Here is a 25,223-nt window from a genome sequence, read left to right as displayed (position 1 = left end):
GATAACAAAAACAAGAATGCAAAAGGTTCCGTCGGTTCCACGAAGATGAGCGTAAAACAAACACCTCCTGCGGTTGAAGATGATGTTAAGGCCGCAAAGGGCAAGAAAGCCCCCGTTGCGGACAAAGCCGCAAAAGGACAACAGCAAGAAGCCACAACCGACGACGCCCCGGCCAAGCCGCGCGGCTCGCTGGAATCCATCGTCAAGAAATTGGTGACCAAGGGTAAGGACCGTGGGTTCCTGACCTATGACGAAATCAACAGCGCGATTCCGGCTGAGGAGTTTTCCTCGGAACAGATCGAAGACGCGATGGCGACCATGTCCGATGTGGGCATCCAACTGGTCGATAGCGAAGACGATGTTGAAGACGCCGAGAAGGGCGAAGAATACCAGACCGGCGGTAATATCAGTTCCGACGATTCTGGCCGGACCGATGACCCGGTGCGGATGTACCTGCGCGAGATGGGCTCGGTTGAGCTGCTGTCCCGCGAGGGTGAGATTGCGATTGCCAAGCGGATCGAAGCTGGCCGTGAAATGATGATTGGCGGCATTTGCGAAAGCCCGCTGGCCATTGAATCCATGATTGCCTGGTACGAAGCGCTGCAGAAGGGCGATATCCTCCTGCGCGAAGTCATTGACCTGGATGCCACCTATGGCGATTCCAGCGATGGCGCACCGCCGGCGGATGATCTGGACGAACCCGAAGGTGAAAATGCCGAGGGCGCAGAAGGCGGCGAAGAAGAAAACGCCGTGTCCCTGTCCGCGATGGAACAGGAATTGCTGCCGCAGGTGTCTGAAAGCTTCTCGAAGATTCAGAAAACCTACAAAAAGATGCAGAAGGTGCAGCAGGAGCGTTTTGAACATCTGCAAAACGCCAAGCAGCCCCCGGCCGCGACGAACAAGAAATATGACGATCTGAAAGCGCAGATGGTCGAGCTGATGAACGAAGTGCGTTTGAACAACGCTCGTATCGAACAGTTGGTTGGCCGTTTGTATAAAATGAACCGCGAAGTCGTCAGTCTGGAAGGGCGCTTGATGCGTCTGGCCGTTGATTGCGGCGTGAAGCGCGAAGAATTTTTGCAAAACTACTATGGTTCCGAACTCGACCCGAACTGGCTGACCAAGGTTGCCAAGCTGGCGGGCAAGGGCTGGGCCAAGTTTGCCGAGAAGCACGTGTCCGAAGTTGGTGAAATCCGTACGCAAATCGTAACGGTGACCGACGATGCGGGCGTGCCGTTGGGTGAATTCCGCCGTATCGTTGGTACGGTGCAGAAGGGCGAACGCGAAGCCGCCCGTGCGAAGAAAGAGATGGTTGAGGCCAACCTGCGTCTGGTTATCTCCATCGCCAAAAAATACACCAACCGTGGTTTGCAATTCCTGGATTTGATTCAGGAAGGGAACATCGGTTTGATGAAGGCGGTTGATAAATTCGAATATCGCCGCGGTTACAAATTCTCGACCTATGCCACATGGTGGATTCGTCAGGCGATCACGCGCTCCATCGCGGATCAGGCCCGGACCATCCGTATTCCGGTGCATATGATCGAAACGATCAACAAACTGGTGCGCACCAGCCGCCAGATGATGCACGAAATCGGCCGCGAACCGACACCGGAAGAACTGGCCGAACGTTTGCACATGCCGCTCGACAAGGTGCGTAAGGTTCTGAAGATTGCGAAAGAACCGGTCTCCCTCGAAACCCCGATCGGTGACGAAGAAGATTCGACACTGGGCGATTTCATCGAAGACAAGAACGCGCTTCTGCCGGTTGATGCGGCCATTCACTCGAACCTGCGTGAAACAACCACGCGCGTTCTGGCGACCCTGACCCCGCGTGAGGAACGCGTCCTGCGGATGCGTTTCGGTATCGGCATGAACACCGACCACACGCTGGAAGAAGTGGGGCAACAGTTTAACGTGACGCGTGAGCGTATTCGTCAGATTGAGGCGAAGGCCCTGCGCAAACTGAAACACCCGAGCCGCTCGCGCAAACTGCGCAGCTTCCTGGATACATAAGCACAGGCGTCAATGTCCGGTACTTGGAAACAATCATGGCACGACCACGGATCTCTGATCGTGGTCGTGTTTGCTTATTATCTGGTTGTGTCCGGTGTTGCGGTGTTCGGGCTTGGCGTTCCGGCACGGGAATTGTTGCAGGGTGTTGGCTATGCCCTGATGGCTTTGCTGATCGCCTTTGCGTTCTGGGGCGTGTTGCTGGCGCTGGCGTATGGCCGGGCGATTTTCGCGGCGGTGCCCGGCGGGCGCAAGGGGTTCACCCAACGGCTGCATACGATTTTTGACCAGATCATCCATCCCTATACGACATGGCCTGTTCTGGCCGATACCATTTTGGGAACGGTGGCGATTATTGGCCTCAGCCAGTTCTTTATCGGCAAGGGGCTTCTGCCCTTACTGGACAATTACCATTGGGACCCAATGATGATCCATTGGGAAGAAATTTTTCACGGCGGGCGCTCGGCCATGGACTGGCTGGGTGGGTTGTACGCGCACCCATGGATTATTCGCGCGATTGATAAGATTTATATTCTCTGGTTCCCGGTGATGTTTGGTACCACGTCATGGGTTGTGTTCTGTGACCGCAACCGCGTGCGGCGTTTGCAATATCTCTGGGTGTATTGCGTGTCGTGGATGGTGATTGGCACGGGGTTGGCGATTACGCTGGCCTCCGTCGGGCCGATTTATCTGAAGGACTTTTACCCGGACCTGCCACTGAACGGATACACCGCGCATCTGGCCGCCTTGCAGGCCATTCATGAACAAACGCCGCTGCGCGCTTTGGATATTGCCGTGACGTTGAAAGATTTATGGGGTGATGAAACCAAGCTGGACATGAATGCCATTTCCGCGATGCCCAGCATGCATGTCGCCGTGGCGTGGTTGCTGGTGCTGTATGGCTTTGCCGTGCGGCGCTGGTGGGTGATGGCGTTTATGGGGGCGTTCTTTACCACCATTATGGTCGGTTCGGTCGTTCTGGGCTGGCACTATGCCATTGATGGCTATGTCAGCATCGTGATCATCACGGGCCTGTGGGCTGTGGCCGGGTGGGCTTTGCGCCGGAAAATGGGCGAAAAAGCCGGGCAAAAGCCCGACATCCAGTCCGCCGCCCCCCTTGATAGGGCCGTACAACCCTGATACGACAATAGATGAAAAGGGCCAGTAGCTCAGTTGGTTAGAGCGGACCGCTCATAACGGTTTGGTCGCTGGTTCAAGTCCGGCCTGGCCCACCATTTTTCCCCTGAAAATCCATTATTATCTCAATGAGTTGGAATCCACCCGCAGGGAGCTCAGACGTGAGGCAAGCTGCTGTGTTTAACCTTAGGCTATTGAGATTTAAATTTTCCGTGCAGGCTCGAACAGCTGACATAAAGAAGAGCAACGCCCGCGAGAGGAACATACGTTTCCAGATTGATTAACTTGCTCAAAAGATCTTTGCTAAAGCCGCTAAAAATTAAAAGGATGGCGGTCGGCAAGGATACGCCCGTCAAAAAGACTACGATGGTATCATCAAGCCGACAAGGCCTTCTCTTAAAAAGGTTAAAACACCACAGTGTTAAAACACAAAGTAGTGCGGTAGAAATTGGGGCGAATTTTATAATTGTATCAATCATTTTTTTGCCCCTTGAATAAATGAGCTAAAACAAACCCTCCTGCGGAAACTGCAATTGTTATTGGTAGCGTTGCGCCAAGGCTCGCCACTAAAATTCCGGCGCCAACGGCTGTACCAACCTCAGAGATACTTGTTTTTACCTCTACACTTTGTAGGGCATAGCCATGCTCAGTTATGCGTTTAATAATATCTTTGGGATTTGCCCCAACAAGCGGCGTTTCTTCAATAAGTTCTTTCGTTTTGAAGAGTGTTAATGTGTCCAGTTCTTTTTGTAAGGAGAGCGGGATGACATCACTAGGCGGTGTGCCATGCTTGACAAAGAGAAACATGGCCTTACTGCTAGCTTCATATATATCGCATTGCATCTTTTAAAATTCCTTGTGAAGCGGCCCACTCACATACAGAGCGCGGGAATCTACTATTGTTGCTAAGTACATAACATCTAGATTGTAAAAGCAGTACAATTTTTGCATTGGCAACACGCGCATTGAAGGTTGAAATTACTCCAAAAAATGTTTGTATGGGGCAATTAACAAGGGGGGGGCTTGTGGATAAAACTGTATTTTTATTCAATTAGTTAGGGGGTGGTGGGCGATTTTCTTCGGGGTCTATTGCCCCATATTACCAAAAACCTTGCGCTATAGTTTTTTACATATTATTGTCGCCGGTGTGCGTAAAGAACCGGGGCAAAGGCTCAGCTATAAAACTCGGAAAAACACGAGGCAGGGATGGGATTATGAAGCGTAACAATAATAAGAATGCCAACCAAAAACGGACGCGGCAGCTTCAAGAGCGGCAGGCCCGCCATAACAATCCCAGCACCGCCAACGATATTCTGGTCGAATTTAATGCCGTTGGGCGGATGAAGGGGCTGACCCATTCTTCCGGGCGTCGTCAGGTGCAGGGCATTACCATTGATGATGCGCGCGCCCGGTTGTTGGATGATGGAATTTTTATGAAGCCGACGGATGATGGCGGATGGATGATTGAATCCAGTCTGGTCGATGTTCCGGCTCTGGTCCCCAACCATCACCCGATGGAACTATTCGCACGCAAGCACCAACAGGCTTACGGTGCGGACAAGCCGTTGTTCAATTATGAATTCCTGACCAAGTGCCTCAACCTGAAGCAGGGTGAGAAACGTCCGACGGTGACGTTCACCTTTATTCTGGATGCGGATTTGAATTTGAAATCCTATTCCGTCGATCGCACGGTTTTTGAAAATCTGAAACAGTGCAATGACAACGATATTGTGCGTGAACTGGCCAAGGGCGATCCCGATGTTCAGCGTTGGATGGATTTGGGCCACCGCCTGCATGAAAAGCGCACGAAAGAGATGGCGCAGGTCTGCAACAATCTGGCCGTGAATGACAATATTCAACCGACATCCGCACCGCATTTCCCGCCCCATCCGGGGTACGAGGGCACCGATCTGGTCCATGAAATCATGCGCATGACCAACCTGGCCGCGGCGGAATATTTCGTCGATAACAAACTGCCCGCACCGTTCAAACAGGCGCAGGGATTTTTCAAAGTCCTGCACGCATCGACAGATTTCAACTTCGATCTGGAATGCAACAATATCGCGCTGGATGTTATCGATACGATTGTCCGTACGGCGCCGCCTTATGCCAAAATTTCATCGCCGATGCAGAAATATCGCGATTTTCTGGGCTTAAAAATCCTGACACGTCATCTGGATGGTAAAACATTGCAGGTCGCTGATGCCAAGGATGTTGAGCGTTTGACGACAACGTTCAACAAGGCCACAACCAAGCAGGACCATACAACACAACCGGGGTGGCATACGATTTGGGTGGAGCATCGCGCGGGGCAGGGCGCATCACCGCACCAGGCGATGGAGCGCGATCTGACAACAGATATCGGGGCCCTGCGCAAGGAATGCAAAGATCGCGGCTGGAAAATGCCAAAACTGGCGGAGCGTTTGTTGCTGGTGAATGGCGTGGACATTGTTATGGTCGCCCTGAAATGCAATGAAGCCGAAGACGGCAAAAAAATCGCCTGGGCCGCCCATTATGATGCCGCAACCGCCCTGAACATGGCGGCCAAACGGATGACGCGGCAGATCCAGCCGTCGCCTGCACCAGCGCCGCAGGGCCCAAAACCTTAAGCCCCTTTCAGTGGGCGGCGTAAAAATGGTATAGATTTTTTATGTCGCCCATCATTCTGATCATCACCATCTCAACCTTCCTTACCGCGATCCTGTCCGGCATGTTTGGCATGGCGGGTGGGTTGATTTTGATGACGATTTTGCTGGGCTTTATGCCCGTTGCCGCGGCGATGAGCGTGCATGCGTGCATTCAACTGGTGTCCAATGCGTGGCGCAGTTTTTTGTGGCGGCGGCATATTGTGTGGCGGGTGTTGCCACCGTATTTCGCGGGCATGGTGGCGGGGTTTGGCATTATGCTGATGGTCCGGTTCGTGCCGGACAAGGGCGTGGTGTTTCTGGCCATGGGGGCGTTGCCGTTGCTGGCCATGGCGGGTGAACGGTATGTGACGCTGTATATCACCAACAAGGTGCATACGTTTTTCACCGCGACTATTTTGACCTTCGTCCAAATGACGGCGGGGGTGGTGGGGCCGTTGCTGGATTTGCTGTATAACAATGCGCCGTTGACGCGCAAAGAAATCGTCGGCACCAAGGCGTTTACGCAAAGCACGATGCATTTAACCCGGTTGATCTATTTCGGGTCGCTGGTGCCGTTGGTCAGCGGGCAGGCCGTGTGGCCGGATTCGATTCCGGGCTGGGCCATCCCCGGTTTTATGGTGGCGGCCATTGCGGGCACGTCGGCGGCGGGGGTGATTCTGCACCGGATGAGCGATCACCATTTTAAGAAATTCACCCGGATATTGGTCACAATCGTCTGCCTGTATTGTCTGGGGCAGGGTGTGCGGCTGACATTCTTTTGATTATGAAAATTAAAAGCGCTTAAAAGGGCGATTTTCTGCCAAAAAGGGCGCAGAAACATTGACTTGATCCCATAAAACCGTCTAAAACCGGGGCACTCCCGAAAAGCACCATGACTTGGGTGCGTTGGCCGAATGGTTCGGCCAATACCAATGGATATCGGGACAATAATGTTCGAAAGGAAACGACAATGGCGTTGAAACGTCCAAGTGCTAAATACAAAATTGACCGCCGCTTGAGCCTGAACCTGTGGGGCCGTGCAAAGTCCCCGTTCAACAAGCGTCAAACCGCTCCGGGCCAACATGGTGCACGCCGCGGCAAACTGTCTGACTATGGTCAACAGTTGCTGGCGAAACAGAAATTGCGTCTGCACTACGGCAACATTGGCGAGCGTCAATTCCGCCGCTACTATCTGGAAGCATCCCGCTTGCGCGGTGATACCGGCCAGAACCTGATCGGCCTGCTGGAGCGTCGTCTGGATGCGGTTGTTTACCGCGCGAAATTCGTACCGACCGTGTTCGCAGCCCGTCAGTTCGTAAACCATGGTCACGTGACCGTGAACGGCAAACGCGTGAACATTCCGTCCTACCAAGTCAAAGACGGCGATGTCATCGAAGTGCGTCAGAAATCCAAAGACATGGGTCTGGTTATTTCCGCTCTGGAATCACAAGAGCGTAACCTGCCGGAATACATCCAAGTGGATGAAAAGGCGAAGAAAGCCGTATTCCTGCGCGCCCCGAAACTGGAAGACGTTCCGTACGCTGTACAGATGGAACCGAACCTGGTCATCGAATATTACAGCCGTTAATCGGCACAAGAATACGAAGAAGGCCGCCCCAACTGGGCGGCCTTTTTTGTTGCGCGATTATGACGAAGTTGCGTAGGTTGCCCCCATAAGATCAGAAGAGGGATATTGCGCCATGAATTATTCATTCCTGCCCAAGACTGAATTGGAAGCCTTGTTCCGGTCCGGCCGGTTCCAGCCGCGTCCGACCTTGGTGTACCACGAAGTATCCAGCATGGACGGCGCACGCTATGTCGAAGCGATTGTGGGCACGCCGGATGCGAAGATTTGCGGCGCATGCAATCGTTCCGATCTGGTCGCGTTGCTGGAAATGGCGAAGGCCGAGGGCGATACGGTTTTATCCAACCCCAATATTCAGACGGTGCAGGACACGATCGCCGAAATGGATATTCACATTGCCAACGGCCCGGCGCTGGCGGCGGAGGTTGAGCGGGCCCGGGCATCGGTTGTTGTTCCGTTTAAGCCACGCGCGCCAAAACTCTAACGCGCCTTATGACTGCGGTGTTGGGGCCGGAGATGGCTTCCGGTATGGGGCCACGGCGCGGTTGAGTGTGTTGATGTAATCATCATACGCATCCTTGGCCCCGGCCCGTTGCGCGGGTGTAATGGCCGAGGCACAGGGCGGCGGGCAAAAATCTTGGGCCATAAGCGGGTCCGTCGTTTCCCCCAATGTCTTGCGAATATCACGCCACATGTAGAATGCTTGCGCGCGCAATGTGTCTGGTGACGGTGTTGCGGCTTCGGTGATGGCATAGGCCTTGGCCAGAATATCATCCATCGTCATGGTGCGGATTGTGTGGACCGGGGTGCGGGCCACGAAATCATTGACCATCAACAATCCCTTCACCGTGTTGTGCGATGTAAAAGGCTGAGGAACGAAGGTCAGGTTGTCCGGCCATCCCGATACCTTGTCCGCAATCATGCCCGTTTCATCCGTCATGATCATGTCGGCGTAGGTGTCACCTTGTTGAAGGCTGTGCAGATGACGGAAATATTGGGCCATACCGCGCGATGCGGCATAGGGCGTTAAATATTTTGCATGGCCTTCTTGTGCCATTTTCAGTGCGCTGGCCACATCGGCAAAGGTTTCGGCCTTCTGGTGAAGCACTTCAATCTGCATCCGCGCATCGTTATGGCGGGCGTAATCCGCAAATGATGATTCATGGAGTGGCGGCAGATTGTGCATCGCCACCGTATAACGCGTGTCAATCGCGTGGAACCCTTCGTGCAGTTTGATGAAGCGTTCAGCCAGCGGCGGTGGAATGTGCAGGGCGTCAACGTCAATATCGGGCGCAATTTTCTTGAAATTGTCCGGGTGGATTTTGCTGAACATAAACAATGTTCCATGCTCCGGAATGCCGGGCAAATCGCCAAAGACAACCCACAAATCATTGCGCGGCCCCGATCCGTTGTTGCCAATATTTTCGTGATTGGGAATGGCCACGGGGGCGCGGTTGTAATAGGCACTGCCCAGCATTGCGACAGTGTCCGGGCTGGGCGCGACACCGGATAAAGTTTTGATAAGGGAGGGCAGAACGGTTTCCGCCGTAACGCCGACCGCGCCGTGCGGTGCGTTGTCCATGGCGTTTTCAATGGCCACGCTGTTGAGGACGATAACGGGCGTCGCACTGTGACGGGTAAACAGATGCGTGAGTTCGGTGCTTGTATCGATGCTGGACGGATAGGGCGGATGGTTGTCATTGTCGGGCATCGTGGACGATGTCTGACACCCGGCCACAAGGGCGAAGGATAAAACGATGGCTTTGCCCCATCGCGCGGCTGTGCCTTTTATCGGCATCATATATGTCCCTGTTTATAGTCTTTTTTATTTTATGGGACGAATCTACGGCGAAAGGGCGGGCTTGTCCAGTTTTGGCCAAGGGGGAAGGAAATTGGCGGATTTGCGCCGTTTATGGCGCGGTGCGGACCCGGGCCCAGTTGGTATAGGCGCGCAGGGCCATGGCCATCAGGATGAAGTTGTAACAGACATAGCCATATTGGGCCGAAATGCTGGCCACGGCGATGCCGCTGATGCAGGAAATGGCGGAAAAGACGAAGCCAATGCGGTTTTGTTTGCCCAGAGCATAGGTCGCGGAAATGCCGAAAATGACGGACACCCAATCGAGCCCGTAATAGGTTGTCAGCGAATTGATAAGCAAGTCCAGCATGGCAAAGCTCTCCTCCGATACAGGAAACTTGCCATAATTTTCTTAATAAAGGGTTTAATGGTCGGGGGTCAGTCGTGCCCGATGCGGCGGCCAGCCAGAACGGAAATCATGCCGTGGAAGGTGCGGACTTCCTGCTCCGTCATCTGCGTGCGGCCCAGCATGTTGCGCAAATTGCGGACGATGGATGGTTTCATCTCCTGCGAACGGAAGAACCCGGCATCATCCAGCGCATCCTCCAATCGTTCATACAGATTGACCAGCGCATCATGTGTGGCCAGAGCAGAGTCACCTGTGGGCAGTTGTTTCGGCGGTGTGGCATCGCCCGCGCTCATAAATTCATGGCAGACCAGTAACACCGCTTGCCCCAGATTGAGGGAGGAGAAGCCGGGGTTCAGCGGAATGGTGATAATCGATTGGGCCAGCGCCACATCATCATTGGCCAGCCCGCTGCGTTCCGCGCCGAACAGGATGGCGGTTTTTTCGCCGGACCGGATCCGTGTGTGCATGTCCTCCGCGGCACCGCGCGCGGTCAGGACGTGCTTGACCATATCGCGGGGGCGGGCGGTGGTGGCGTAGACGTGATTGATATCGGCCAAGGCTTCCGCCGTTGTGGCGAAAACTTCGACAGGCGGCATCAAGGCGAGCGCGCCGGATGACATGGCCTCCGCCGCCGGGTTGGGCCAACCATCACGTGGCGCGACCAGACGCATACGGGATACGCCACAATTCATCATCGCGCGCGCAGCGGCACCGATATTTTCACCCATTTGCGCGCCGACAAGAACGACCACAGGGCCGTGGTCCTGTGGGGTGTCGATTTGTGTGCGATCTGTTCCGGTCATGTTTTGAACTCGGTTATTCTTTCCTGATCGTCACCCCGGCGAAGGCCGGGGTCCATGCGATCTATCCTATGGATACCGGCCTTCGCCGGTATGACGAAAGAGCTAGTATTAAGCCGCGGCGCGTTTTTCGGTTAAACGCTGGCGCGCTTTATCCGGGCCAATCAGCGGCAGCAGCACGGCCAGTTCCGGGCCATGATCCATGCCCGTCAAAGCCTGACGCAGCGGCATGAACAAGTCCTTGCCCTTGCGGCCCGTGGCGGTCTTCACCGCTTCGGTCCATGCTTTCCATGTGGTGCCATCCCACGGGGCGGCGGGCAGAAGCTCGGCGGCCTGTGCGGCGAAATCGGAATCGGCGATGATCGGTTCAACCGGGCCGTTGGCCACATTCCACCAATCCTGCACATCGCTCAGACGGTCGAGGTTGGGGCGCACGGCATTCCAGAAATTTTCATCCAGATCTTTCAAGCCCATTGTGGCCAGACGATCCTTCACCGATGCGAAAGACAGCTCGTGAACGATTTTCGCGTTCAGGCGCAGGAGTTCTTCCATATCGAACTTCGGCGCGCCCTTGGAAAATTTGGACATGTCGAATTGATCGATCAGCGGTTGAATCGACGTGAACGGTTCAATTGGGTCTGCGCTGCCCAGGCGGGACATCAGGCTGATAATCGCCATCGGTTCCAGTTTCTCGGTTTCGCGCAGATCGCGAACGCTCAAACTGCCAAGGCGTTTGGACAATTTTCCGCCTTCGGAATCCGAAATCATCGGCAGGTGGGCGAATTGCGGCACCGGGGCGCCGATGGCTTCGAACATCTGCACGTGCATGGCGGTGTTGGATACGTGGTCTTCGCCGCGCACAACGTGGCTGATTTTGTAATCAATATCGTCGATGACGGAGCAGAGGTGGTACAGCGGCGTGCCATCTTCGCGGATCAAAACCGGATCGGACACCAATGCGCCATCAAACTTCACCGCGCCACGGATCAGGTCATCCCATTCAATCGCGGTCGGGTTCATTTTGAAACGCCAGTGGGCTTTGCGGCCTTCGGCTTCGAATTTGGCGATTTGATCGGCGGTCAGGTTCAGCGCCGCGCGGTCGTAAATCGGGGGCAGGCCGCGGGACAGGGCGGTCTTGCGTTTCAGCGCCAGCTCTTCCGCCGTTTCATAGCAGGCGTAGAGGCGGCCACTGGATTTCAATTGTTCGATGACGGCATTGTAACGGTCGCCACGGTCGCGTTGACGGGCGTGGTCGTCCCAGTTCAGGCCCAGCCAGTTCATGGCGGCTTCGATATCGGCTTCGTATTCCGGCTTGCTGCGTTCCACATCGGTGTCGTCGATACGGAGCAGGAAGCTGCCGCCATTTTTGCGCGCGAACAGCCATGTAACAATGGCGGCGCGCACGTTACCAACGTGCAGATAACCGGTGGGGGACGGGGCGAAACGAACGCGAACGGACACGGTTTAAACCTTTCAAATTTATCTCAGTGCTGTCATCCCCGGCCAGAAGCGGCGCAAGCCGCGCCGCCGAACGGGGATCCAGTTGTTATGTGCGGCGCATTGCGCCGCGCCTTTATTGTGCCAGATCCCCGCACAAGGGCGGGGATGACGGGTGGTCTAAGGCTTTGCAATATATCGGTTTTACCCCCCGTGGTGCAAGGGTGCTTTAGGTGTAAAAACCTATTGTTTTTCAACCGTATAGCCGTTGGTGATGGGGTAACGGCGGTCGGGGCCGAAGGCCTTGCGCGAAATTTTCGTGCCCGGGGCGGATTGGCGGCGTTTATATTCCGCCCGGTCCAGCAATTTCTGCACCCGTGTGACGGTTTGCAAATCGTGCCCGGCGGCCACGATTTCGGCGATGGATTGATCCCCTTCGATCAGGGCGAACAGGATCGCATCCAGCACGTCATAGGGCGGCAGGGAATCCTGATCCGTCTGGTTGGCGCGCAATTCGGCGGTGGGCGGACGCGTAATGGTGCGCTCCGGCATCACCGGACCGTGCGGGCCAAATCCGCCCGCCGGATGGTGGGCGTTGCGCCAGCGCGACAGGGCGAACACATCGGTTTTATAAACATCCTTCAACGCATTAAACCCGCCGCACATATCGCCATACAGCGTGGCATACCCGGTGGCCATTTCCGATTTGTTCCCGGTGGTTAAAACCATGCGGTTGGTCGCGTTGGACAGGGCCATCAACGCCACGCCACGGCTGCGCGATTGTAAATTTTCAAATGTGATGGATGGTGTATCGGGGTTGAAGTTGGACGCCAGCTCTTTCTCAAACGCCTGCACCATTGGAACAATGTCGATGGATTGGTGTGCGATGCCCAGCAGGCGTGCGCTTTCCGTTGCGTCGTCCAAACTCTCCTGCGCTGTATACGGGCCGGGCAGCATCACGGTATGCACGGCGGACGGGCCGAGCGCGTCGGTGGCAAGGGCGGCGGTCAATCCGCTATCGATCCCGCCGGACAAGCCCAGCAGCACGCCGGGGAAGCCGTTTTTCGTGACGTAATCGCGCAGGCCCAGCATCAACGCGCCATACATGCGCTCCATGCCTTCGGGGACGTGGCGGGTGTGCGTGGTTTGACACAACAGGACACCTGTGGCGGTTGCGGTCCAGATGCTGTCGGCGCGGTCCTCGGAAAATGTATCCAGTTGTGCGATAACATCGCCGGATTCACGCATGATGAAGGATGCGCCGTCATAGACAATGGCATCCTGTCCGCCGACCTGATTGGTGTAGATCAGCGGCAGTCCGGTTTCGGATGTGCGTTTTTTGGCTTCCGTTCTGCGTTTTTCATGCTTGCCCATGTCAAACGGGCTGCCGTTAATCGCGATTAAAATTTGTGCGCCGTTTTGTTTTAGATTGGCGGAGACATCCGGGAACCACATGTCTTCGCACACCATGACGCCCAACGTGTAGCCACGGAAAGCGATGGGAGCAGGCAGGGGTCCGGATGTGAAAATGCGTTCATCATCAAACACGCCGTAATTGGGCAGATGATGTTTCAATCGCGTTTCAACAATTTTTCCATCACCGATCAACAGGGCGGCGTTATACGGTTTTGGCTGCCCGCTGGAAATCGGTGCGCCGAGCAGGATATGGGTGCGGCGACCCGCGGTGGCGGCGGCAATGCGGTCAATGGCGGCGGCACAGGAGGCGAGGAAGGCGGGTTTTAACACCAGATCCTCCGGCGAATACCCGGCCAGAGCCAGTTCCGTGAAAATGATCAGGTCGGTGCTATCCGGCGTATCATCATAATATTGCAGGATTTTTTCCGCATTGGCGGTGACCGCGCCCACGGTCGGGTTCACCTGAGCCAGCGTGATATGCAATGGTTCCAATATGGTCGTGGTCATCCTATAATCCCCATCCAGTCCGCCCGATCATAGCGCGTTTAAGACATGGTTTTAAGTAAGGATATTGCATTATGCCCGATTTCAAAGATCCTTTAGCCCGGCAAAGCGTTTTGTGGGGGGATCAATATGCCCTGACCATGGCGCAGGCGTTTTTTACCAACGGCAAACACAATGTGAATGCCACATTCCATGCCTTTATCCGCAAAAATCCCTTCGGTGGGGCCTATCTGGTCACGGCGGGGCAGAATATCGTTTTTGAATGGTTGCAACGCTGGCGGTTCGGACCGGATGAAATCGAATGGATGAAACGCAAAACGGTCGTTGATCCGACAACGGGCGCGGAACATCCTTTGTTCACCGACGATTTTATCGCGATGGTGAAGGATGCTAAACTGGAACTGAGCATCGATGCCATGCCGGAGGGCGAGTTGGCCTTCCCCGATGAACCGATCATGCGGGTGCATGGACCCTTGTGGCAATGTTTGATGGTCGAGGCGGCCTTGTTAAACGCGATCAATTCGCAATCCTTGTTCGCCACGTTGGCCGCGCGGTTGGTGGATGTGGCCGATGGCGTGCCGATTTTGGAATTTGGCCTGCGCCGGGCGCAATGTATTGGCGGGTTGGAGCCATCACGCGCCGCGTGGATTGGCGGCGTGGCGGGCACATCGAACATGCAGGCCGATCTGGCCTATGGCATTCCCTCCACCGGAACCTTCGCCCATGCGTGGGTGATGGTGTATGAAGACGAGGTTGAATCCTTCGCCGATTATGCCCGCGCCATGCCGTATAACGGCGTGTTTCTGGTCGATACATACGACACGGTGCAGGGCGTGAAACGGGCTATTGCCGCGTGCCAATCCGCCGGAATCACCATGAAGGGCATTCGTCTGGATTCAGGCGATCTGGCGTATCTGTCGAAACGGTCCCGCGCGTTACTGGATGCCGCTGGATTTACCGATGCGAAAATCGTGGCATCGAATGATCTGGACGAAGAAACCATTCTGGCCATTCGTCAGGAAGGCGGGCGCATCGATATGTGGGGCGTGGGCACCAATCTGGCCACGTCCAAGGCGCAACCGGCCTTGGGCGCGGTGTATAAATTGGGCGCTGTGTTCGGGGCCGATTTGTCACAAGCCGAAATTGATGCCGTGCGGACACAGGTGCGGGCCGGGTCCATGCCGCAATGGGATAAAAATTTCATGCGCGATGTGATTAAATTGTCGGAGCAGGCGATTAAAATATCCATTCCCGGGGAATTGGATGTCTTGCGTTACGTCGTGTATGACGGAGACAAGGCCGCCCGGTATAACGGGGACACGATTGTTCCGGTGTTTATGAAAGATCCCGTGGCAGATGGTGCGTTGATTGCGCCGGTCACCTCCATTCGTCGTGACGATGACACGCGCCGGAAAAACTTTGCGGTGGGAACCCACGTCTATCGTCCACTCACGCCGATTTTTCAGGCTGGCGCCATGGTTGTCGCATTGGAAGATGTCCACGCCGCGCGGGCGCGTGCGGCGCAGGGCTTGAAAATGCTGGACCCCACGCACCGCCGTTTGAAAAACCCGCATATCTACGTGGTCGGGATTGAAGAGGGGCTGTACCAAAACCGCCGCGATATGATCTTGCGATTGCGATCCCCGGACGTGGTTTAGACGCCACGCATGAGAGATAGTCACTGATTTTTCAGCACGTCATACCGGCGAAGGCCGGTATCCATACGATCCATCCACTGGATACCGGCCTTCGCCGGTATGACGATAGGGAGGATTTAAAAAACTCACTCCGCCGCGTGGGCGATCGTGCCCGTGGCTGGGGCCAGACGCAGGGATTTCAATTCCTCGGCCAGCATAAACGCCATTTCCAACGCCTGGTTCGCGTTCAAACGCGGGTCGCAGTGGGTGTGGTAACGGTCGGACAGGTTTTCCTCCGTAATATCCTGCGCGCCACCTGTGCATTCCGTGACGTTTTGCCCGGTCAGTTCCAGATGAATGCCGCCGGGGTGGGTGCCTTCCGCCGCGTGGACACCGAAAAACTCGCGCACTTCACCCAGAACATTTTCAAACTTCCGCGTTTTGTAACCGGATGATGATTTGAACGTGTTGCCGTGCATGGGGTCACAGGACCAGACGACGCTGCGTCCCTCACGCTTTACCGCGCGGACCAGCGGGGTCAGTTTTTCTTCCACTTTGCCATGGCCCATGCGGGCGATCAGGGTCAGGCGGCCGGGTTCGTTGTTGGGGTTCAGTGTGTCGATCAGGCGGATCAACGTATCCGGGTCCAGATCCGGCGGGCATTTCAGCCCGATCGGGTTGGCAATGCCGCGCACATATTCAATCTGCGCCCCTTCGGTCTGGTTCGTGCGCGCGCCAACCCACAGGAAATGGGCCGAACACGCATACCAATCGCCCGTCGTGCTGTCCACACGGGTCAGGGCTTCTTCGTAAGGCAGTAACAGAGCCTCGTGTGAGGTGTAGAAATTGGTTTCGCGAATGGTCGGAACTTTATCGCCCGTAATGCCGCATGCGCCCATGAAGGTCAGGGCTTGGTCGATGCGTGTCGCCAGATCTTCGTACCGTTCACTGAGGCTGCTGTCCTTGACGAAATCCAGATTCCATTTATGCACGCGGTTTAAATCGGCATAACCGCCTTGCGCAAAGGCGCGCAGCAGGTTTAGCGTCGATGCCGCCTGATGATAGGCACGGATCATGCGGTCCGGGTCGGGTGTACGGGACGCGGCGGTGAAATCAAACCCATTCACGTTATCGCCGCGATAGCTGGGCAGGGTCACGCCATCAATGGTTTCGTTATCATCGCTGCGCGGTTTGGCGAATTGCCCGGCCATGCGGCCCACTTTCACAATCGGCAATCCGGCGGCGAAGGTCATGACAATGGCCATCTGCAAAATCACACGGAATGAATCGCGGATTTTCCCGGCGCTGAATTCGGCGAAGCTTTCGGCGCAATCGCCCCCTTGGAGCAGGAAGGCACGGCCCGCGGCGACATCGGCCAATTGGGCGGTTAAATTGCGGGCTTCCCCGGCGAAGACCAGCGGGGGCAGGGCCTCCAATGCGTCTTCGACCCGTTTCAGGGCCAGAGCATCCGGATAGGCGGGCAATTGGCGGGCGGGCTTGTCGCGCCAGCTGGAGGGGGTCCAGTGTGTTCTGGTCATGATTTTTCCTCTAACTATCCGTATTTACATAGGTTTTTTGTTATTTTGCACAACAGCATAGCCGGAAAAACCATCTTATCACAAGCAAAGCCTTTATTTTTTAACCCTTTAATATTACCCTGAAAAAGCAGGTTTTTTTGGGTGTGGCGTGTCCTTTGTTCAGTGCACGGCCATTTTTATAGAAGAAAGTCGATTTTTTGCTGCACGAACTGGCTTTACGACCGCGCCAAAATTACTGGGCCACCTCGGCCCTGAAGGCTTTGCGTCCGCGTTTGCTGGACGTGCAGGGTGATGAAAAGGGATTCGGGGCCGACGATCTGGTGGCCGTTCTCGACACAATCATCGACAATTATGCTGACGACGATGCGCGCATTACCGATGTGTCCGAATTGCTGTTCGGGCCGGATCTGGTTGCCTATGGCGCGCGTGCGACATCCGTTTTCAATCGCTGGGCGGATGAAGGGGGCGGGCCATCCATGGTGGCCATGGTGGCGCACGCCATTGATCATTTCAACATTCCCCACGATCATCCGGGGGTGGGGTCTGTTTTAACGGCGGCCCTGCTGGCCGAATATCCGAACAATCTGCTGTATCACGGCAATGAACATTACCGCAAAGTGATGTTCCATGTGATCCGTTTGATGGTGACGCACCAGTCGGTGCAGGATGAAAAAGCCATCAAGCTGAGCGAAGCGCAGATTATCCAGATGTTGATTGCCGCCGCCATTCACGATCTGGGCCACGAAGGTGGCGATAACATGCGCGATGGCATTTATACGCCGGGTTACATGGAACAACGCGCGGTGGATATTGCCCGCCCGTATTTTCAGGCACTGGATCTGGACCGCGATTTGCTGGCCGAAATTGAAACCATCGTATTTTGCACCGACATCACTTTCTTCGCCGGGGAAAACAGCCCGTGCGTGCGGATGCGGAAAATTTTCGATTATTTCTTCGTCGGCAACGTGACCGAGGATGATATCGGCATGATGATGATCGGCAAATTGCGCCGGTTCGATGAAAATCCGGCTCTATCGATGATGGCCATGCTGCTGCATGAGGCGGATATCGGCTCTTCGGCAGGGCTCAGCTATGAACAAAGCCGTGTTGAAACCATGTCCATCATGGAAGAACGCGGCGTGATGACGGCGGGGCCAAAGATGTTGCTGGCCTTTATGACGCAACAGCTCAGCGGCGATATGATGACCCCGGCGGGCAAAGCCCTGTTCGGCCCGGCCATGCAAACCATCATGGAACAAGCCGCCGAAGAAATCGCCAACGGCGTTGAAAAATTCTGATTAGTTGACGGTATCCGTGCCCACATGGGTCGCGTCGCGGGATTCATCGATCCAGCGGCGGTGCAGCCATATCCATTGATCCGGGCGTTCGGTGATCCAGCGTTCCAGCATGGCGTGGGCGTCCATGATGACGTCTTCGACCTTGCGCGGGTTGCCCGCCTCGTCGAAAACGGGCAGGGGGTCATAAATGGTCAGGCGGCATTGCGTTTCGTTGATGCGTTCCAGCCGGGTGGGGATCAGCGGACATTTGAATTTCTGCGCCAGTTGGACGAAGGCCGTGCTGGTCATGGCGGGATGACCAAAGAAGGGCATGGCAATACCCTCGTTATATTTCTGGTCGATCAGGATGCCGACGACCCGGCCATCTTTCAGCGTTTGCACCAATTGGCGCGTGCCCTGTTTTGATTTCGGCAATGTTTGAATGCGGCCATTCATTTCGCGCAGGCGTTTCAAAAACCATCCGACATAGGGATTGTTCGGCGCGCGGACGATTGTATCGGCGCGGTACCCAAATTGGGTCAGCATCGTGGGCGGCTGTAATTCCCAATTCCCCAGATGGCCGGAGAACATGACGGCGGTGTTGCTTTCGCCTTCCATATTCAACACTTTGCCGGCGTCCACAACTGCGCACTGGCGGGCCAGTGTTTTGATGTGGGTGTATTCGGCAAATGTGCGGCCCAGATTGTCCCACATGCCGGTGATGATGCGGTCATACTCATCATCTGTACGGCCCGGTAACGCCATGCGGATATGGCGCATGGCCTTTTTACTGGCACCCAGATGCGGCCCCGCCTTGCGCCCCAGCCAGCCACCGATCCGGGATGCGGTGGCGGCGGGCAGAATGGCGAAAAATCCCATAATGGGCAGGATGGCGATAAACTGGATCAGATAGCGGAGATGTTTCATTTGTGAATGGCTCCAATCGCGCTGGCCAGACGGTCTGCATCATCGTCATTGATGCGAATGGATACGGGCAGGATTTCAACCGTGTGGCGCGCGACAAAATCAGCGGGCAGGCGCATGGCGTCTTTTTCCGTCGTAATCAAACGCGCATTCCCGGCTCTATGCACCAGTTGGTCCAGATCATCCGGCGTGTAGGGGTGATGGTCGGGGAAGGCGGTAAATCCGGTCAATTGATATCCGGATTCATGCAACGTGCCCTTGAATTTATCGGGCAGGCCAAGGCCGCAGAACCCGTGATGATGCATACCATGTTGCGGCATCGCATCGGCGGCCAGCCGAGCATGAATGATGGGTTTTCCGGATGGAACGCGGGCGGCGATATTGGTGCGGTCATTGCCGATAATGATGATAATATCGGCGCGGTTCAGCCCGTCATGCAACGGCGTGCGCAATGGCCCGGCGGGGATCATCAATCCGTTGCCGATACCGTGAATGCCATCAATCACCAGAATATTGAGATCGCGGTGCAATGACGTGTTGTGCAACCCGTCATCCATCACAATCATGTTGAATCCGTTTGTAACGGCGAATTGCGCGCCGTCATAACGGTTGCGGGATAAAATGGTCGTGCCATCACGGGACAGGAGCAGGGATTCATCACCCACAGTCGTGGCGTCATGCGCGGCCGTATCCACCACGATCGGCCCCGCTTGCGTTCCGCCATACCCACGGGTGAGAAAGGCCGGATTGCTGGCCAGTTCGCGTTCCTGAATAAGGCGCATAACGGCGCGGGCGATGGGGGTTTTTCCGGCTCCGCCGGCGGTGATATTGCCAATGCATATCACCGGGACGGATACTGATTGCGGACGCGCCGTGGCCATATGGACGGCGTGGCCCATGGCATATAACGCGGATGGCGCGGCCAAGGCCTGCGCGCGCCAATCGGCGGTATCCTTGTACCAGAAGGATGGGGTTTTCATGGCCATCTATGCCGCATCCGATTTTTTGGGTGTGGGCACCAACGGTGTAATCGCGGCCATGACGCGATCCAGAACGGCATTTTTCTCACGGGCAAAATGCTGGCCACGATTTTGCTGTTCAATCAAACGGCTTTGGTTGCGCAGCAGATCGTGCAAGGTTTCGGCAAACATAGCCGTATCGGTCAGGGCAATGGCGGCACCGTAATCGCGCATCTCGTCATACAAGGTTTGCTGGTTTTGCACCAGCGGGCCGTAGATGACGGCGGAGCCCAACTGGGCGGCTTCGACCGGGTTGTGCCCGCCGCCGCCATCGCGGCTGAAGGATCGGCCGATGCAGGATATGGGGGCCAAGCGGTAAAACAGCCCCAGTTCGCCCAACGTATCGGCGACATAAATGTCATCATCCATGCCGGGCAATTTTTTATCCGGACCGCGTAAACAGACGCGCAAATGTTCCGCACGGACCGTGGTGGCAATGACATCGCGCCGTTCCGGGTGGCGCGGCACGATGATGGTCAGCAATTCAGGAAAATCTGCAAACATCTTGCGATGCAGGGTGCAGGCCAACCCTTCTTCACCGTCATGCGTGCTGGCATACAGCCAGACGGGCCGCGCGCCAATGGCATCTTTCAGAGCGTGCAGATCGGTGGCGTTATACGGGAGCGGCAGGGACGCGAATTTCAGATTGTCCGTGCTGATGACGTTGGTGGCGCCCAATGCGCGGTAATTGGCCGCGTGTTCATCCGTCTGCGTCAGAATGGTGGTGAAGGTGGACAGCATCGGTGTAATCACGCTGCGCAGACTTTTCCAACGGCGCATCGACCGGGGTGACAGGCGGGCATTGACCAGAACGGCGGGAATATGCCGCGCGCGGATCGCGCCCAGCATATTGGGCCAGAGTTCAGATTCCATCCAGAGGACCAGATCGGGTTGCCAATGATCGACAAACCGTTCCACCCACATGGGGTGATCCAGCGGATAAAATTGGTGGATGGCGCGCGAGGGCAGGCGGTTCTTCATCAGCTCCGCCGACGTCACGGTGCCCGTGGTCACCAGAATGTTGAGGTCCGGGTGCGCGTCGAGCAGGGCGGTGATGAGGATCAGGGTCGATTGCGCTTCGCCAACACTGGCGGCATGGAACCAGACCAGCGGACCAGCGGGGCGGGCATGACCAGCCACACCCATCCGTTCGTTCAAACGGGTGGGGTCTTCCTTGCCGCGCTTGACGCGGGTGGCCAGCAACAGCCGCAAGGCCGGGGTCCCGGCCCGCATCAATGTCCTGTAAATCCGTTCCATGGTCCTTTAAGTCCCGGAAATTCCTTGTAGGGCATGTCCCCAATTTTTGGCTTTTGGCCTGCAAGCCCCGCTTTTCTGCGCTTCCGCTCCTCAAATACATCAATGTATTCTGCGGTGCGGTTCTCGAAAATCGTGCCTTGCAGGCCAAAATCCTGCAATTGGGGACACGCCCTAACCTTGTGTTAGGCAAATGGGCGTATCGTAATGGTATGAAGATATAAGGGGTACACACCCCTTTGACCAGTAAAAATCGGCCATAATCGGCTGAAAATCAATGGATTAGCCGCCTAAACGGAAAGGATTTCCGCCGTGACCGATTCCCATATGGATCCTGTCTCCCTCCGCCGAAAACAGGTTTTGGACGATGCCCTGACGCAATTGCGCCAGACCCGCGACCAATTGGACCCGGCCTTGCTGGCCCGGGTGCGGGCGTTGATCGGGGACCGGACCTTGCTGGATTTGATGCAGCCGATGTCCGATGACCGCCCATCCCTGCCGCCGGGAGCCAAGGCCTGGAACCCCGCCGCGGATATCAAGCCCGAGCCAGTAAAGCCGGGATACGAGGCGATTGATCGCCGTCGCAATTTGCAAACCATCCGTTTGTTTCTTGAGCTTCAGCCTCAAAACAAAAGCGTCCAGACCAAGGTCCGAACGCTGATGTCTGAATTCTTCAACTGATTTTGTAATCTGTCCCTTACGGGGCCGTGCTCGCACAGGTCGACAGGTTGTATGCGCAACCCGGGTTGATACAGATATGTTCATCATACGGCGTCATGTTCACGCGTGTAACGCGGACCCCGGTCGGGATCGGCGCGGAACAGGAATTTGATGCGAACAACCCGGCATAGGAGTTATACGTTTCCGTCTGATACTGGTCGCCGGAGTTGGATGCAACGCTGCGCATGTTGCCGAGGCGGCCATCGCCGGAGCAGGTGAAGCCTTGGTGGCCCACGCCAACGCGCGGTTCAACGAAATCTGACAGCATAAAGAAGCCATCTTTGCTTTCTTCGGCGAAGTTATAGCATTTGGCGGCTTCCCACACGAGCGCCATGGTGTTGCAGTTGAATACCGTGCTGCCACCAAAAGCGGATTGCATGGTGTAGTCGCCAGGGAAACGGCCGCCGCCATAATTGTGGGCGAAGCTGTTGTTGGCGATGTAGTTCATCAATCCGGTGGTGACCAGATTGTTCAGCGCGGCGTCCATAGATGTCGGCGACAGGATAACGCCCCAGCGTGTGGTTTCACTGAACAGGCTGATGGCCTGTTGGGCCAAGGCTTGGAGCTGGCGGTCAAAGCAGGTGAGTTCCAAAACGCTGTCGGCCTTGAAAATCAAATTCTGGTTTTGCTGCACTTCGCGTTGGGCTTCCAACATGCCGCGTTGTTTCATCGACTCCCAGTAAGCGGGGTCGCAGCTCGCGGGCTGGGCCTGTGCGGCGGACGAGATCGTCGCGGCAATCAAAGCCGCGCCACAAACCGTCAGGGCGGAGCGAAGGACGGACCGTGCGGACACACGTGCAACCACGGGACCGACTTTGGATTTTTTATTCCCGGAAAACAGGATCATAGGCTCTTCGTCCCCTCTTATTGTCACACGCCCCTTGAGTGTACAGAATCCCCCGGGTTTTGTCATGACGCAAACCACGAAAAGGGATTATAGAATTGTACCTGAAGGGATAGGGCTTTTGCAAATTTGCCGGACCCGCAAAAGGAAAACGCCCCGGCGCCACTGAAAAACGGGCGCGAGGGCGTTCAAAATCCGCGATAAACCGGGGTTTATTCTTCCAGATCGATATCCAGAATGGTCATGGTGAAGATATAGGAGGTTTCGCCTTCATCCAGATCCTTGTGGATCAGGCCGATATATTCGCCATCCACCAGCACTTCAACCGAGTCGGCGGCTTGCGGGCGGGCGCGCAGGGTCAGACCCGGGGTTTTCAGCGTTTTTTCCATGAATTTCTGGATTTTCGAGGATTCCTCGCCGGTCAGTTTCAGTTTGGCCTGCGCTTGCGACATGGTTTTTACGTCCTTTTTCGTTCTTTTCTGGAGTTTTATTCTGGTTTTACCCTAGCCGCCAACGGCCACGGCGGCAAGTGTAGAGGCGGGGGTTGATGGCAAAGCCGGGCCCGAGACGCCTTCGCGCACGGTGTTCCATGCGGCATCGGCCAGCAATTTGCGGTCGTTATACACTTGTGGGTCCAAAACCGGGTGGAACACCAGCCGGATGGTCGCACCCCGGGATTTAACAAAATTCCATAAATGCGGGCCCATGGTCATATCACCATGCCATGCATACATATCCCGCACATCATTGGGGCCCGCACCGGGTACGCGACCATCGACATTGTCCATGACAATGCTGATCGGCTGAACCGGCAGGAATGCGCCCGTGGCCGGATCGGCGGCCAGCGAAAACAGGCTGGATTTAAATTTCACAACATCGCACCCATCGGTCGATGTGCCTTCCGGGAATAGGATCAGGCTTTTGCCTGCGGCGATCATGGCGGACAGGTTGTTTTTCTCAACCTTCGCATCCTTGCGGTCGCGGCTGATGAATGCGGTTTGTTGCAGGGTGGAGAGGAAACCGAACACGGGCCACGAGCTGACATCCTTCTTCGCGATGAAAGATGCTTTCAACACGCTGGCGATCACCGGGATGTCGAGATAGGACAGGTGGTTCGATACGAACATCACTTGTCGCGTTGTATCCGGCGTGCCTTCAACAATAACACGCAGGCCCAGAATGCGGCACACGCCGCGTTGCCAGATATGCGGCAGGATATAGGCCGCAGGTCCGCGGTTGAACAACAGGAAAACAACCTGCAGCGGCGCGACCAGCAAGGACCACAGTACGAACATCAGGGCTTTTGTAACGGCGATCAGGCTGCGGGTCATTGTGATTTTATCTTTCAATCCCGGCGGAACAGGGCTTGGGCGTCGGCATCGGTTTCGCCGGCCAGTTCGTCGGGGATGGGCATACTCTGGCCCGTTTTGCGTTCATAGTGTTTTTTATAACGATCGGTGACCAGATGCGTTTGCAAAACGATGCACACATCAACGGTGTTGAATTGTGTGTCAATGACCGCACCGTCACCCACCATGGACCCAACGCGCAGATACCCTTTGATCAACGGCGGCAGTTCGTTGAAAATTTTCTTCGGGTTCAGGCTTTCCTTCGGGTGCAGATCCATTTTCACAAAACGATCCGGCAACGCCGTGGGGCGCAGGCCCGGCGGGGCGAGGTGGTAGTGATACAGATAGGATAATTGTTCCGAAATCTTGCTCGGGTCCGTGCCGTGGAAGCTGGCGCACCCGAACAGCAATTCAATTTGATAATCCACCATCACGTAATTGGCGATGCCTTGCCACAGCAATTGCAACACGGGCCGCGTGCGGTAATCCGGCAGGACGCAGGAGCGCCCCAGTTCCAGAATGCTCATGCCACAGGATTGCAGGGCGCTGATGTCGTATTCGTTGCTGGTGTAAAAACCGCCAACTGAATCCGCCGGTTCCTGACGGATCAGGCGATAGGTGCCGACGATTTTTTCTGCGTCACCGGACGTATCAACAACGATGATATGATCGGCAATCGGATCATATTTGTCGGTATCCAGTTTTGTGGCTGCGACGGCGTCGTTCGGGGTGGCCCCGAATTCGTCATAGAAAATGCTGTAGCGCAAACGTTGCGCTGCTTCGATTTCCGCCGGAGTTTTTGCCAAGCGCACGGACACTTTGTCCGATCCGGCGATAGCACTTAAAAGAGGGTTCGACATCGTCCAACACGCTGTTTTTATTGCAAGGTGGTTGTACCATATCCAAACGCCCGGCGGGGTCAAGCGCAAATGGTT

General features: G+C 55.7%; 24 protein-coding genes and 1 tRNA gene. 10 read left to right on the top strand and 15 right to left on the bottom strand.

Going from position 1 to position 25,223, the window contains the following annotated elements:
- Positions 1-45 precede the first annotated feature (45 nt).
- The 3 genes from rpoD (at position 46) to ACSC94_RS05635 (ending at position 3,248) form a co-directional block, all read left to right on the top strand.
- The gene (rpoD, locus tag ACSC94_RS05645; protein WP_435642070.1) at positions 46-2,016 is read left to right on the top strand and encodes an RNA polymerase sigma factor RpoD; all 1,971 of its coding nucleotides are present in this window, start codon (positions 46-48) and stop codon (positions 2,014-2,016) included.
- Positions 2,017-2,028: 12 nt separating this feature from the next.
- Positions 2,029-3,153, top strand: coding sequence for a phosphatase PAP2 family protein (locus tag ACSC94_RS05640; RefSeq protein ID WP_435642069.1), 1,125 nt, complete (start codon positions 2,029-2,031; stop codon positions 3,151-3,153).
- A gap of 18 nt (positions 3,154-3,171) precedes the next feature.
- Positions 3,172-3,248, top strand: a tRNA-Ile gene (locus ACSC94_RS05635).
- 373 nt (positions 3,249-3,621) lie between these two features.
- On the opposite strand, the gene ACSC94_RS05630 is transcribed toward ACSC94_RS05635, so the two are convergent.
- Complete coding sequence (locus ACSC94_RS05630) at positions 3,622-3,993, bottom strand: YcgL domain-containing protein (RefSeq protein ID WP_435642068.1); 372 nt, start codon at positions 3,991-3,993, stop codon at positions 3,622-3,624.
- Positions 3,994-4,364: 371 nt separating this feature from the next.
- On the opposite strand from ACSC94_RS05630, the gene ACSC94_RS05625 reads away from it, so the two are divergent.
- The 4 genes from ACSC94_RS05625 (at position 4,365) to ACSC94_RS05610 (ending at position 7,846) form a co-directional block, all read left to right on the top strand.
- A complete protein-coding gene (locus ACSC94_RS05625) occupies positions 4,365-5,759 on the top strand; it encodes an RNB domain-containing ribonuclease (protein WP_435642067.1) in 1,395 nt (464 codons plus the stop codon).
- Between the two features lie 41 nt (positions 5,760-5,800).
- Positions 5,801-6,559, top strand: coding sequence for a TSUP family transporter (locus tag ACSC94_RS05620; protein WP_435642066.1), 759 nt, complete (start codon positions 5,801-5,803; stop codon positions 6,557-6,559).
- Between the two features lie 188 nt (positions 6,560-6,747).
- The gene (gene rpsD, locus ACSC94_RS05615; RefSeq protein WP_435642065.1) at positions 6,748-7,365 is read left to right on the top strand and encodes a 30S ribosomal protein S4; all 618 of its coding nucleotides are present in this window, start codon (positions 6,748-6,750) and stop codon (positions 7,363-7,365) included.
- Positions 7,366-7,477: 112 nt separating this feature from the next.
- Positions 7,478-7,846 carry a hypothetical protein gene (locus ACSC94_RS05610; RefSeq protein WP_435642064.1) on the top strand — a complete coding sequence of 123 codons (369 nt, stop codon included), beginning with the start codon at positions 7,478-7,480 and terminating at the stop codon, positions 7,844-7,846.
- A gap of 6 nt (positions 7,847-7,852) precedes the next feature.
- On the opposite strand, the gene ACSC94_RS05605 is transcribed toward ACSC94_RS05610, so the two are convergent.
- The 5 genes from ACSC94_RS05605 to ACSC94_RS05585 form a co-directional block, all read right to left on the bottom strand.
- The gene (locus tag ACSC94_RS05605; protein ID WP_435642063.1) at positions 7,853-9,163 is read right to left on the bottom strand and encodes a hypothetical protein; all 1,311 of its coding nucleotides are present in this window, start codon (positions 9,161-9,163) and stop codon (positions 7,853-7,855) included.
- Positions 9,164-9,272: 109 nt separating this feature from the next.
- A complete protein-coding gene (locus tag ACSC94_RS05600) occupies positions 9,273-9,530 on the bottom strand; it encodes a hypothetical protein (RefSeq protein ID WP_435642062.1) in 258 nt (85 codons plus the stop codon).
- 68 nt (positions 9,531-9,598) lie between these two features.
- A complete protein-coding gene (locus ACSC94_RS05595) occupies positions 9,599-10,372 on the bottom strand; it encodes an RNA methyltransferase (protein WP_435642061.1) in 774 nt (257 codons plus the stop codon).
- 108 nt (positions 10,373-10,480) lie between these two features.
- Entirely contained in the window at positions 10,481-11,830 is a 1,350-nt protein-coding gene (gltX, locus tag ACSC94_RS05590; RefSeq protein ID WP_435642060.1) for a glutamate--tRNA ligase, read from the bottom strand.
- 219 nt (positions 11,831-12,049) lie between these two features.
- Positions 12,050-13,729, bottom strand: a complete 1,680-nt coding sequence (locus ACSC94_RS05585; RefSeq protein WP_435642059.1) for an NAD+ synthase — start codon at positions 13,727-13,729, stop codon at positions 12,050-12,052.
- Between the two features lie 71 nt (positions 13,730-13,800).
- Between ACSC94_RS05585 and pncB the strand changes: the two genes are divergently transcribed.
- Positions 13,801-15,384, top strand: a complete 1,584-nt coding sequence (pncB, locus tag ACSC94_RS05580; protein WP_435642058.1) for a nicotinate phosphoribosyltransferase — start codon at positions 13,801-13,803, stop codon at positions 15,382-15,384.
- Positions 15,385-15,509: 125 nt separating this feature from the next.
- Here pncB and ACSC94_RS05575 read toward each other — a convergent pair whose 3' ends face one another.
- Entirely contained in the window at positions 15,510-16,901 is a 1,392-nt protein-coding gene (locus tag ACSC94_RS05575) for a class II 3-deoxy-7-phosphoheptulonate synthase (RefSeq protein ID WP_435642057.1), read from the bottom strand.
- Positions 16,902-17,098: 197 nt separating this feature from the next.
- Between ACSC94_RS05575 and ACSC94_RS05570 the strand changes: the two genes are divergently transcribed.
- Positions 17,099-18,199 (top strand): hypothetical protein, encoded by a 1,101-nt coding sequence (locus ACSC94_RS05570; RefSeq protein ID WP_435642056.1) that lies wholly within the window; start codon positions 17,099-17,101, stop codon positions 18,197-18,199.
- Here ACSC94_RS05570 and ACSC94_RS05565 read toward each other — a convergent pair whose 3' ends face one another.
- The 4 genes from ACSC94_RS05565 to ACSC94_RS05550 are packed head-to-tail and all read right to left on the bottom strand — an operon-like array spanning position 18,200 to position 21,536.
- Entirely contained in the window at positions 18,200-19,105 is a 906-nt protein-coding gene (locus ACSC94_RS05565; protein ID WP_435642055.1) for a lysophospholipid acyltransferase family protein, read from the bottom strand.
- A complete protein-coding gene (gene lpxK, locus ACSC94_RS05560) occupies positions 19,102-20,088 on the bottom strand; it encodes a tetraacyldisaccharide 4'-kinase (RefSeq protein WP_435642054.1) in 987 nt (328 codons plus the stop codon). The genes ACSC94_RS05565 and lpxK overlap by 4 nt, the downstream gene beginning before the upstream one ends.
- Entirely contained in the window at positions 20,089-21,378 is a 1,290-nt protein-coding gene (locus ACSC94_RS05555; protein ID WP_435642053.1) for a 3-deoxy-D-manno-octulosonic acid transferase, read from the bottom strand.
- Positions 21,354-21,536: a hypothetical protein gene (locus tag ACSC94_RS05550; protein ID WP_435642052.1), complete on the bottom strand. Its 183-nt coding sequence runs from the start codon at positions 21,534-21,536 to the stop codon at positions 21,354-21,356. The genes ACSC94_RS05555 and ACSC94_RS05550 overlap by 25 nt, the downstream gene beginning before the upstream one ends.
- Positions 21,537-21,687: 151 nt before the next feature.
- Between ACSC94_RS05550 and ACSC94_RS05545 the strand changes: the two genes are divergently transcribed.
- A complete protein-coding gene (locus tag ACSC94_RS05545) occupies positions 21,688-22,056 on the top strand; it encodes a hypothetical protein (protein ID WP_435642051.1) in 369 nt (122 codons plus the stop codon).
- A 16-nt stretch (positions 22,057-22,072) separates the two neighbouring features.
- On the opposite strand, the gene ACSC94_RS05540 is transcribed toward ACSC94_RS05545, so the two are convergent.
- From ACSC94_RS05540 to ACSC94_RS05525, 4 genes are all read right to left on the bottom strand, one after another.
- Positions 22,073-22,942 (bottom strand): hypothetical protein, encoded by an 870-nt coding sequence (locus tag ACSC94_RS05540; protein WP_435642050.1) that lies wholly within the window; start codon positions 22,940-22,942, stop codon positions 22,073-22,075.
- Positions 22,943-23,151: 209 nt separating this feature from the next.
- Positions 23,152-23,391: a DUF3126 family protein gene (locus ACSC94_RS05535; RefSeq protein ID WP_435642049.1), complete on the bottom strand. Its 240-nt coding sequence runs from the start codon at positions 23,389-23,391 to the stop codon at positions 23,152-23,154.
- Between the two features lie 51 nt (positions 23,392-23,442).
- The gene (locus tag ACSC94_RS05530) at positions 23,443-24,270 is read right to left on the bottom strand and encodes a lysophospholipid acyltransferase family protein (RefSeq protein WP_435642048.1); all 828 of its coding nucleotides are present in this window, start codon (positions 24,268-24,270) and stop codon (positions 23,443-23,445) included.
- Between the two features lie 14 nt (positions 24,271-24,284).
- On the bottom strand, positions 24,285-25,148 hold the full coding sequence (locus tag ACSC94_RS05525; protein ID WP_435642047.1) for a GNAT family N-acetyltransferase: 864 nt from the start codon (positions 25,146-25,148) through the stop codon (positions 24,285-24,287).
- Positions 25,149-25,223 lie beyond the last annotated feature (75 nt).

The organism is Micavibrio aeruginosavorus (assembly GCF_051245535.1).
Lineage (GTDB): Bacteria > Pseudomonadota > Alphaproteobacteria > Micavibrionales > Micavibrionaceae > Micavibrio > Micavibrio aeruginosavorus_D.
This window is presented reverse-complemented; position numbering and strand designations above follow the sequence as displayed.

What these genes read in the sequence shown, in the direction of transcription:
- rpoD (WP_435642070.1), top strand. Translation starts at nt 46, where the DNA reads ATGAGCGTAAAACAAACACCTCCTGCGGTTGAAGATGATGTTAAGGCC.
- ACSC94_RS05640 (WP_435642069.1), top strand. Translation starts at nt 2,029, where the DNA reads ATGTCCGGTACTTGGAAACAATCATGGCACGACCACGGATCTCTGATC.
- ACSC94_RS05630 (WP_435642068.1), bottom strand. Translation starts at nt 3,993, where the DNA reads ATGCAATGCGATATATATGAAGCTAGCAGTAAGGCCATGTTTCTCTTT.
- ACSC94_RS05625 (WP_435642067.1), top strand. Translation starts at nt 4,365, where the DNA reads ATGAAGCGTAACAATAATAAGAATGCCAACCAAAAACGGACGCGGCAG.
- ACSC94_RS05620 (WP_435642066.1), top strand. Translation starts at nt 5,801, where the DNA reads ATGTCGCCCATCATTCTGATCATCACCATCTCAACCTTCCTTACCGCG.
- rpsD (WP_435642065.1), top strand. Translation starts at nt 6,748, where the DNA reads ATGGCGTTGAAACGTCCAAGTGCTAAATACAAAATTGACCGCCGCTTG.
- ACSC94_RS05610 (WP_435642064.1), top strand. Translation starts at nt 7,478, where the DNA reads ATGAATTATTCATTCCTGCCCAAGACTGAATTGGAAGCCTTGTTCCGG.
- ACSC94_RS05605 (WP_435642063.1), bottom strand. Translation starts at nt 9,163, where the DNA reads ATGATGCCGATAAAAGGCACAGCCGCGCGATGGGGCAAAGCCATCGTT.
- ACSC94_RS05600 (WP_435642062.1), bottom strand. Translation starts at nt 9,530, where the DNA reads ATGCTGGACTTGCTTATCAATTCGCTGACAACCTATTACGGGCTCGAT.
- ACSC94_RS05595 (WP_435642061.1), bottom strand. Translation starts at nt 10,372, where the DNA reads ATGACCGGAACAGATCGCACACAAATCGACACCCCACAGGACCACGGC.
- ACSC94_RS05585 (WP_435642059.1), bottom strand. Translation starts at nt 13,729, where the DNA reads ATGACCACGACCATATTGGAACCATTGCATATCACGCTGGCTCAGGTG.
- pncB (WP_435642058.1), top strand. Translation starts at nt 13,801, where the DNA reads ATGCCCGATTTCAAAGATCCTTTAGCCCGGCAAAGCGTTTTGTGGGGG.
- ACSC94_RS05575 (WP_435642057.1), bottom strand. Translation starts at nt 16,901, where the DNA reads ATGACCAGAACACACTGGACCCCCTCCAGCTGGCGCGACAAGCCCGCC.
- ACSC94_RS05565 (WP_435642055.1), bottom strand. Translation starts at nt 19,105, where the DNA reads ATGAAACATCTCCGCTATCTGATCCAGTTTATCGCCATCCTGCCCATT.
- lpxK (WP_435642054.1), bottom strand. Translation starts at nt 20,088, where the DNA reads ATGGCCATGAAAACCCCATCCTTCTGGTACAAGGATACCGCCGATTGG.
- ACSC94_RS05555 (WP_435642053.1), bottom strand. Translation starts at nt 21,378, where the DNA reads ATGGAACGGATTTACAGGACATTGATGCGGGCCGGGACCCCGGCCTTG.
- ACSC94_RS05540 (WP_435642050.1), bottom strand. Translation starts at nt 22,942, where the DNA reads ATGATCCTGTTTTCCGGGAATAAAAAATCCAAAGTCGGTCCCGTGGTT.
- ACSC94_RS05535 (WP_435642049.1), bottom strand. Translation starts at nt 23,391, where the DNA reads ATGTCGCAAGCGCAGGCCAAACTGAAACTGACCGGCGAGGAATCCTCG.
- ACSC94_RS05530 (WP_435642048.1), bottom strand. Translation starts at nt 24,270, where the DNA reads ATGACCCGCAGCCTGATCGCCGTTACAAAAGCCCTGATGTTCGTACTG.
- ACSC94_RS05525 (WP_435642047.1), bottom strand. Translation starts at nt 25,148, where the DNA reads ATGTCGAACCCTCTTTTAAGTGCTATCGCCGGATCGGACAAAGTGTCC.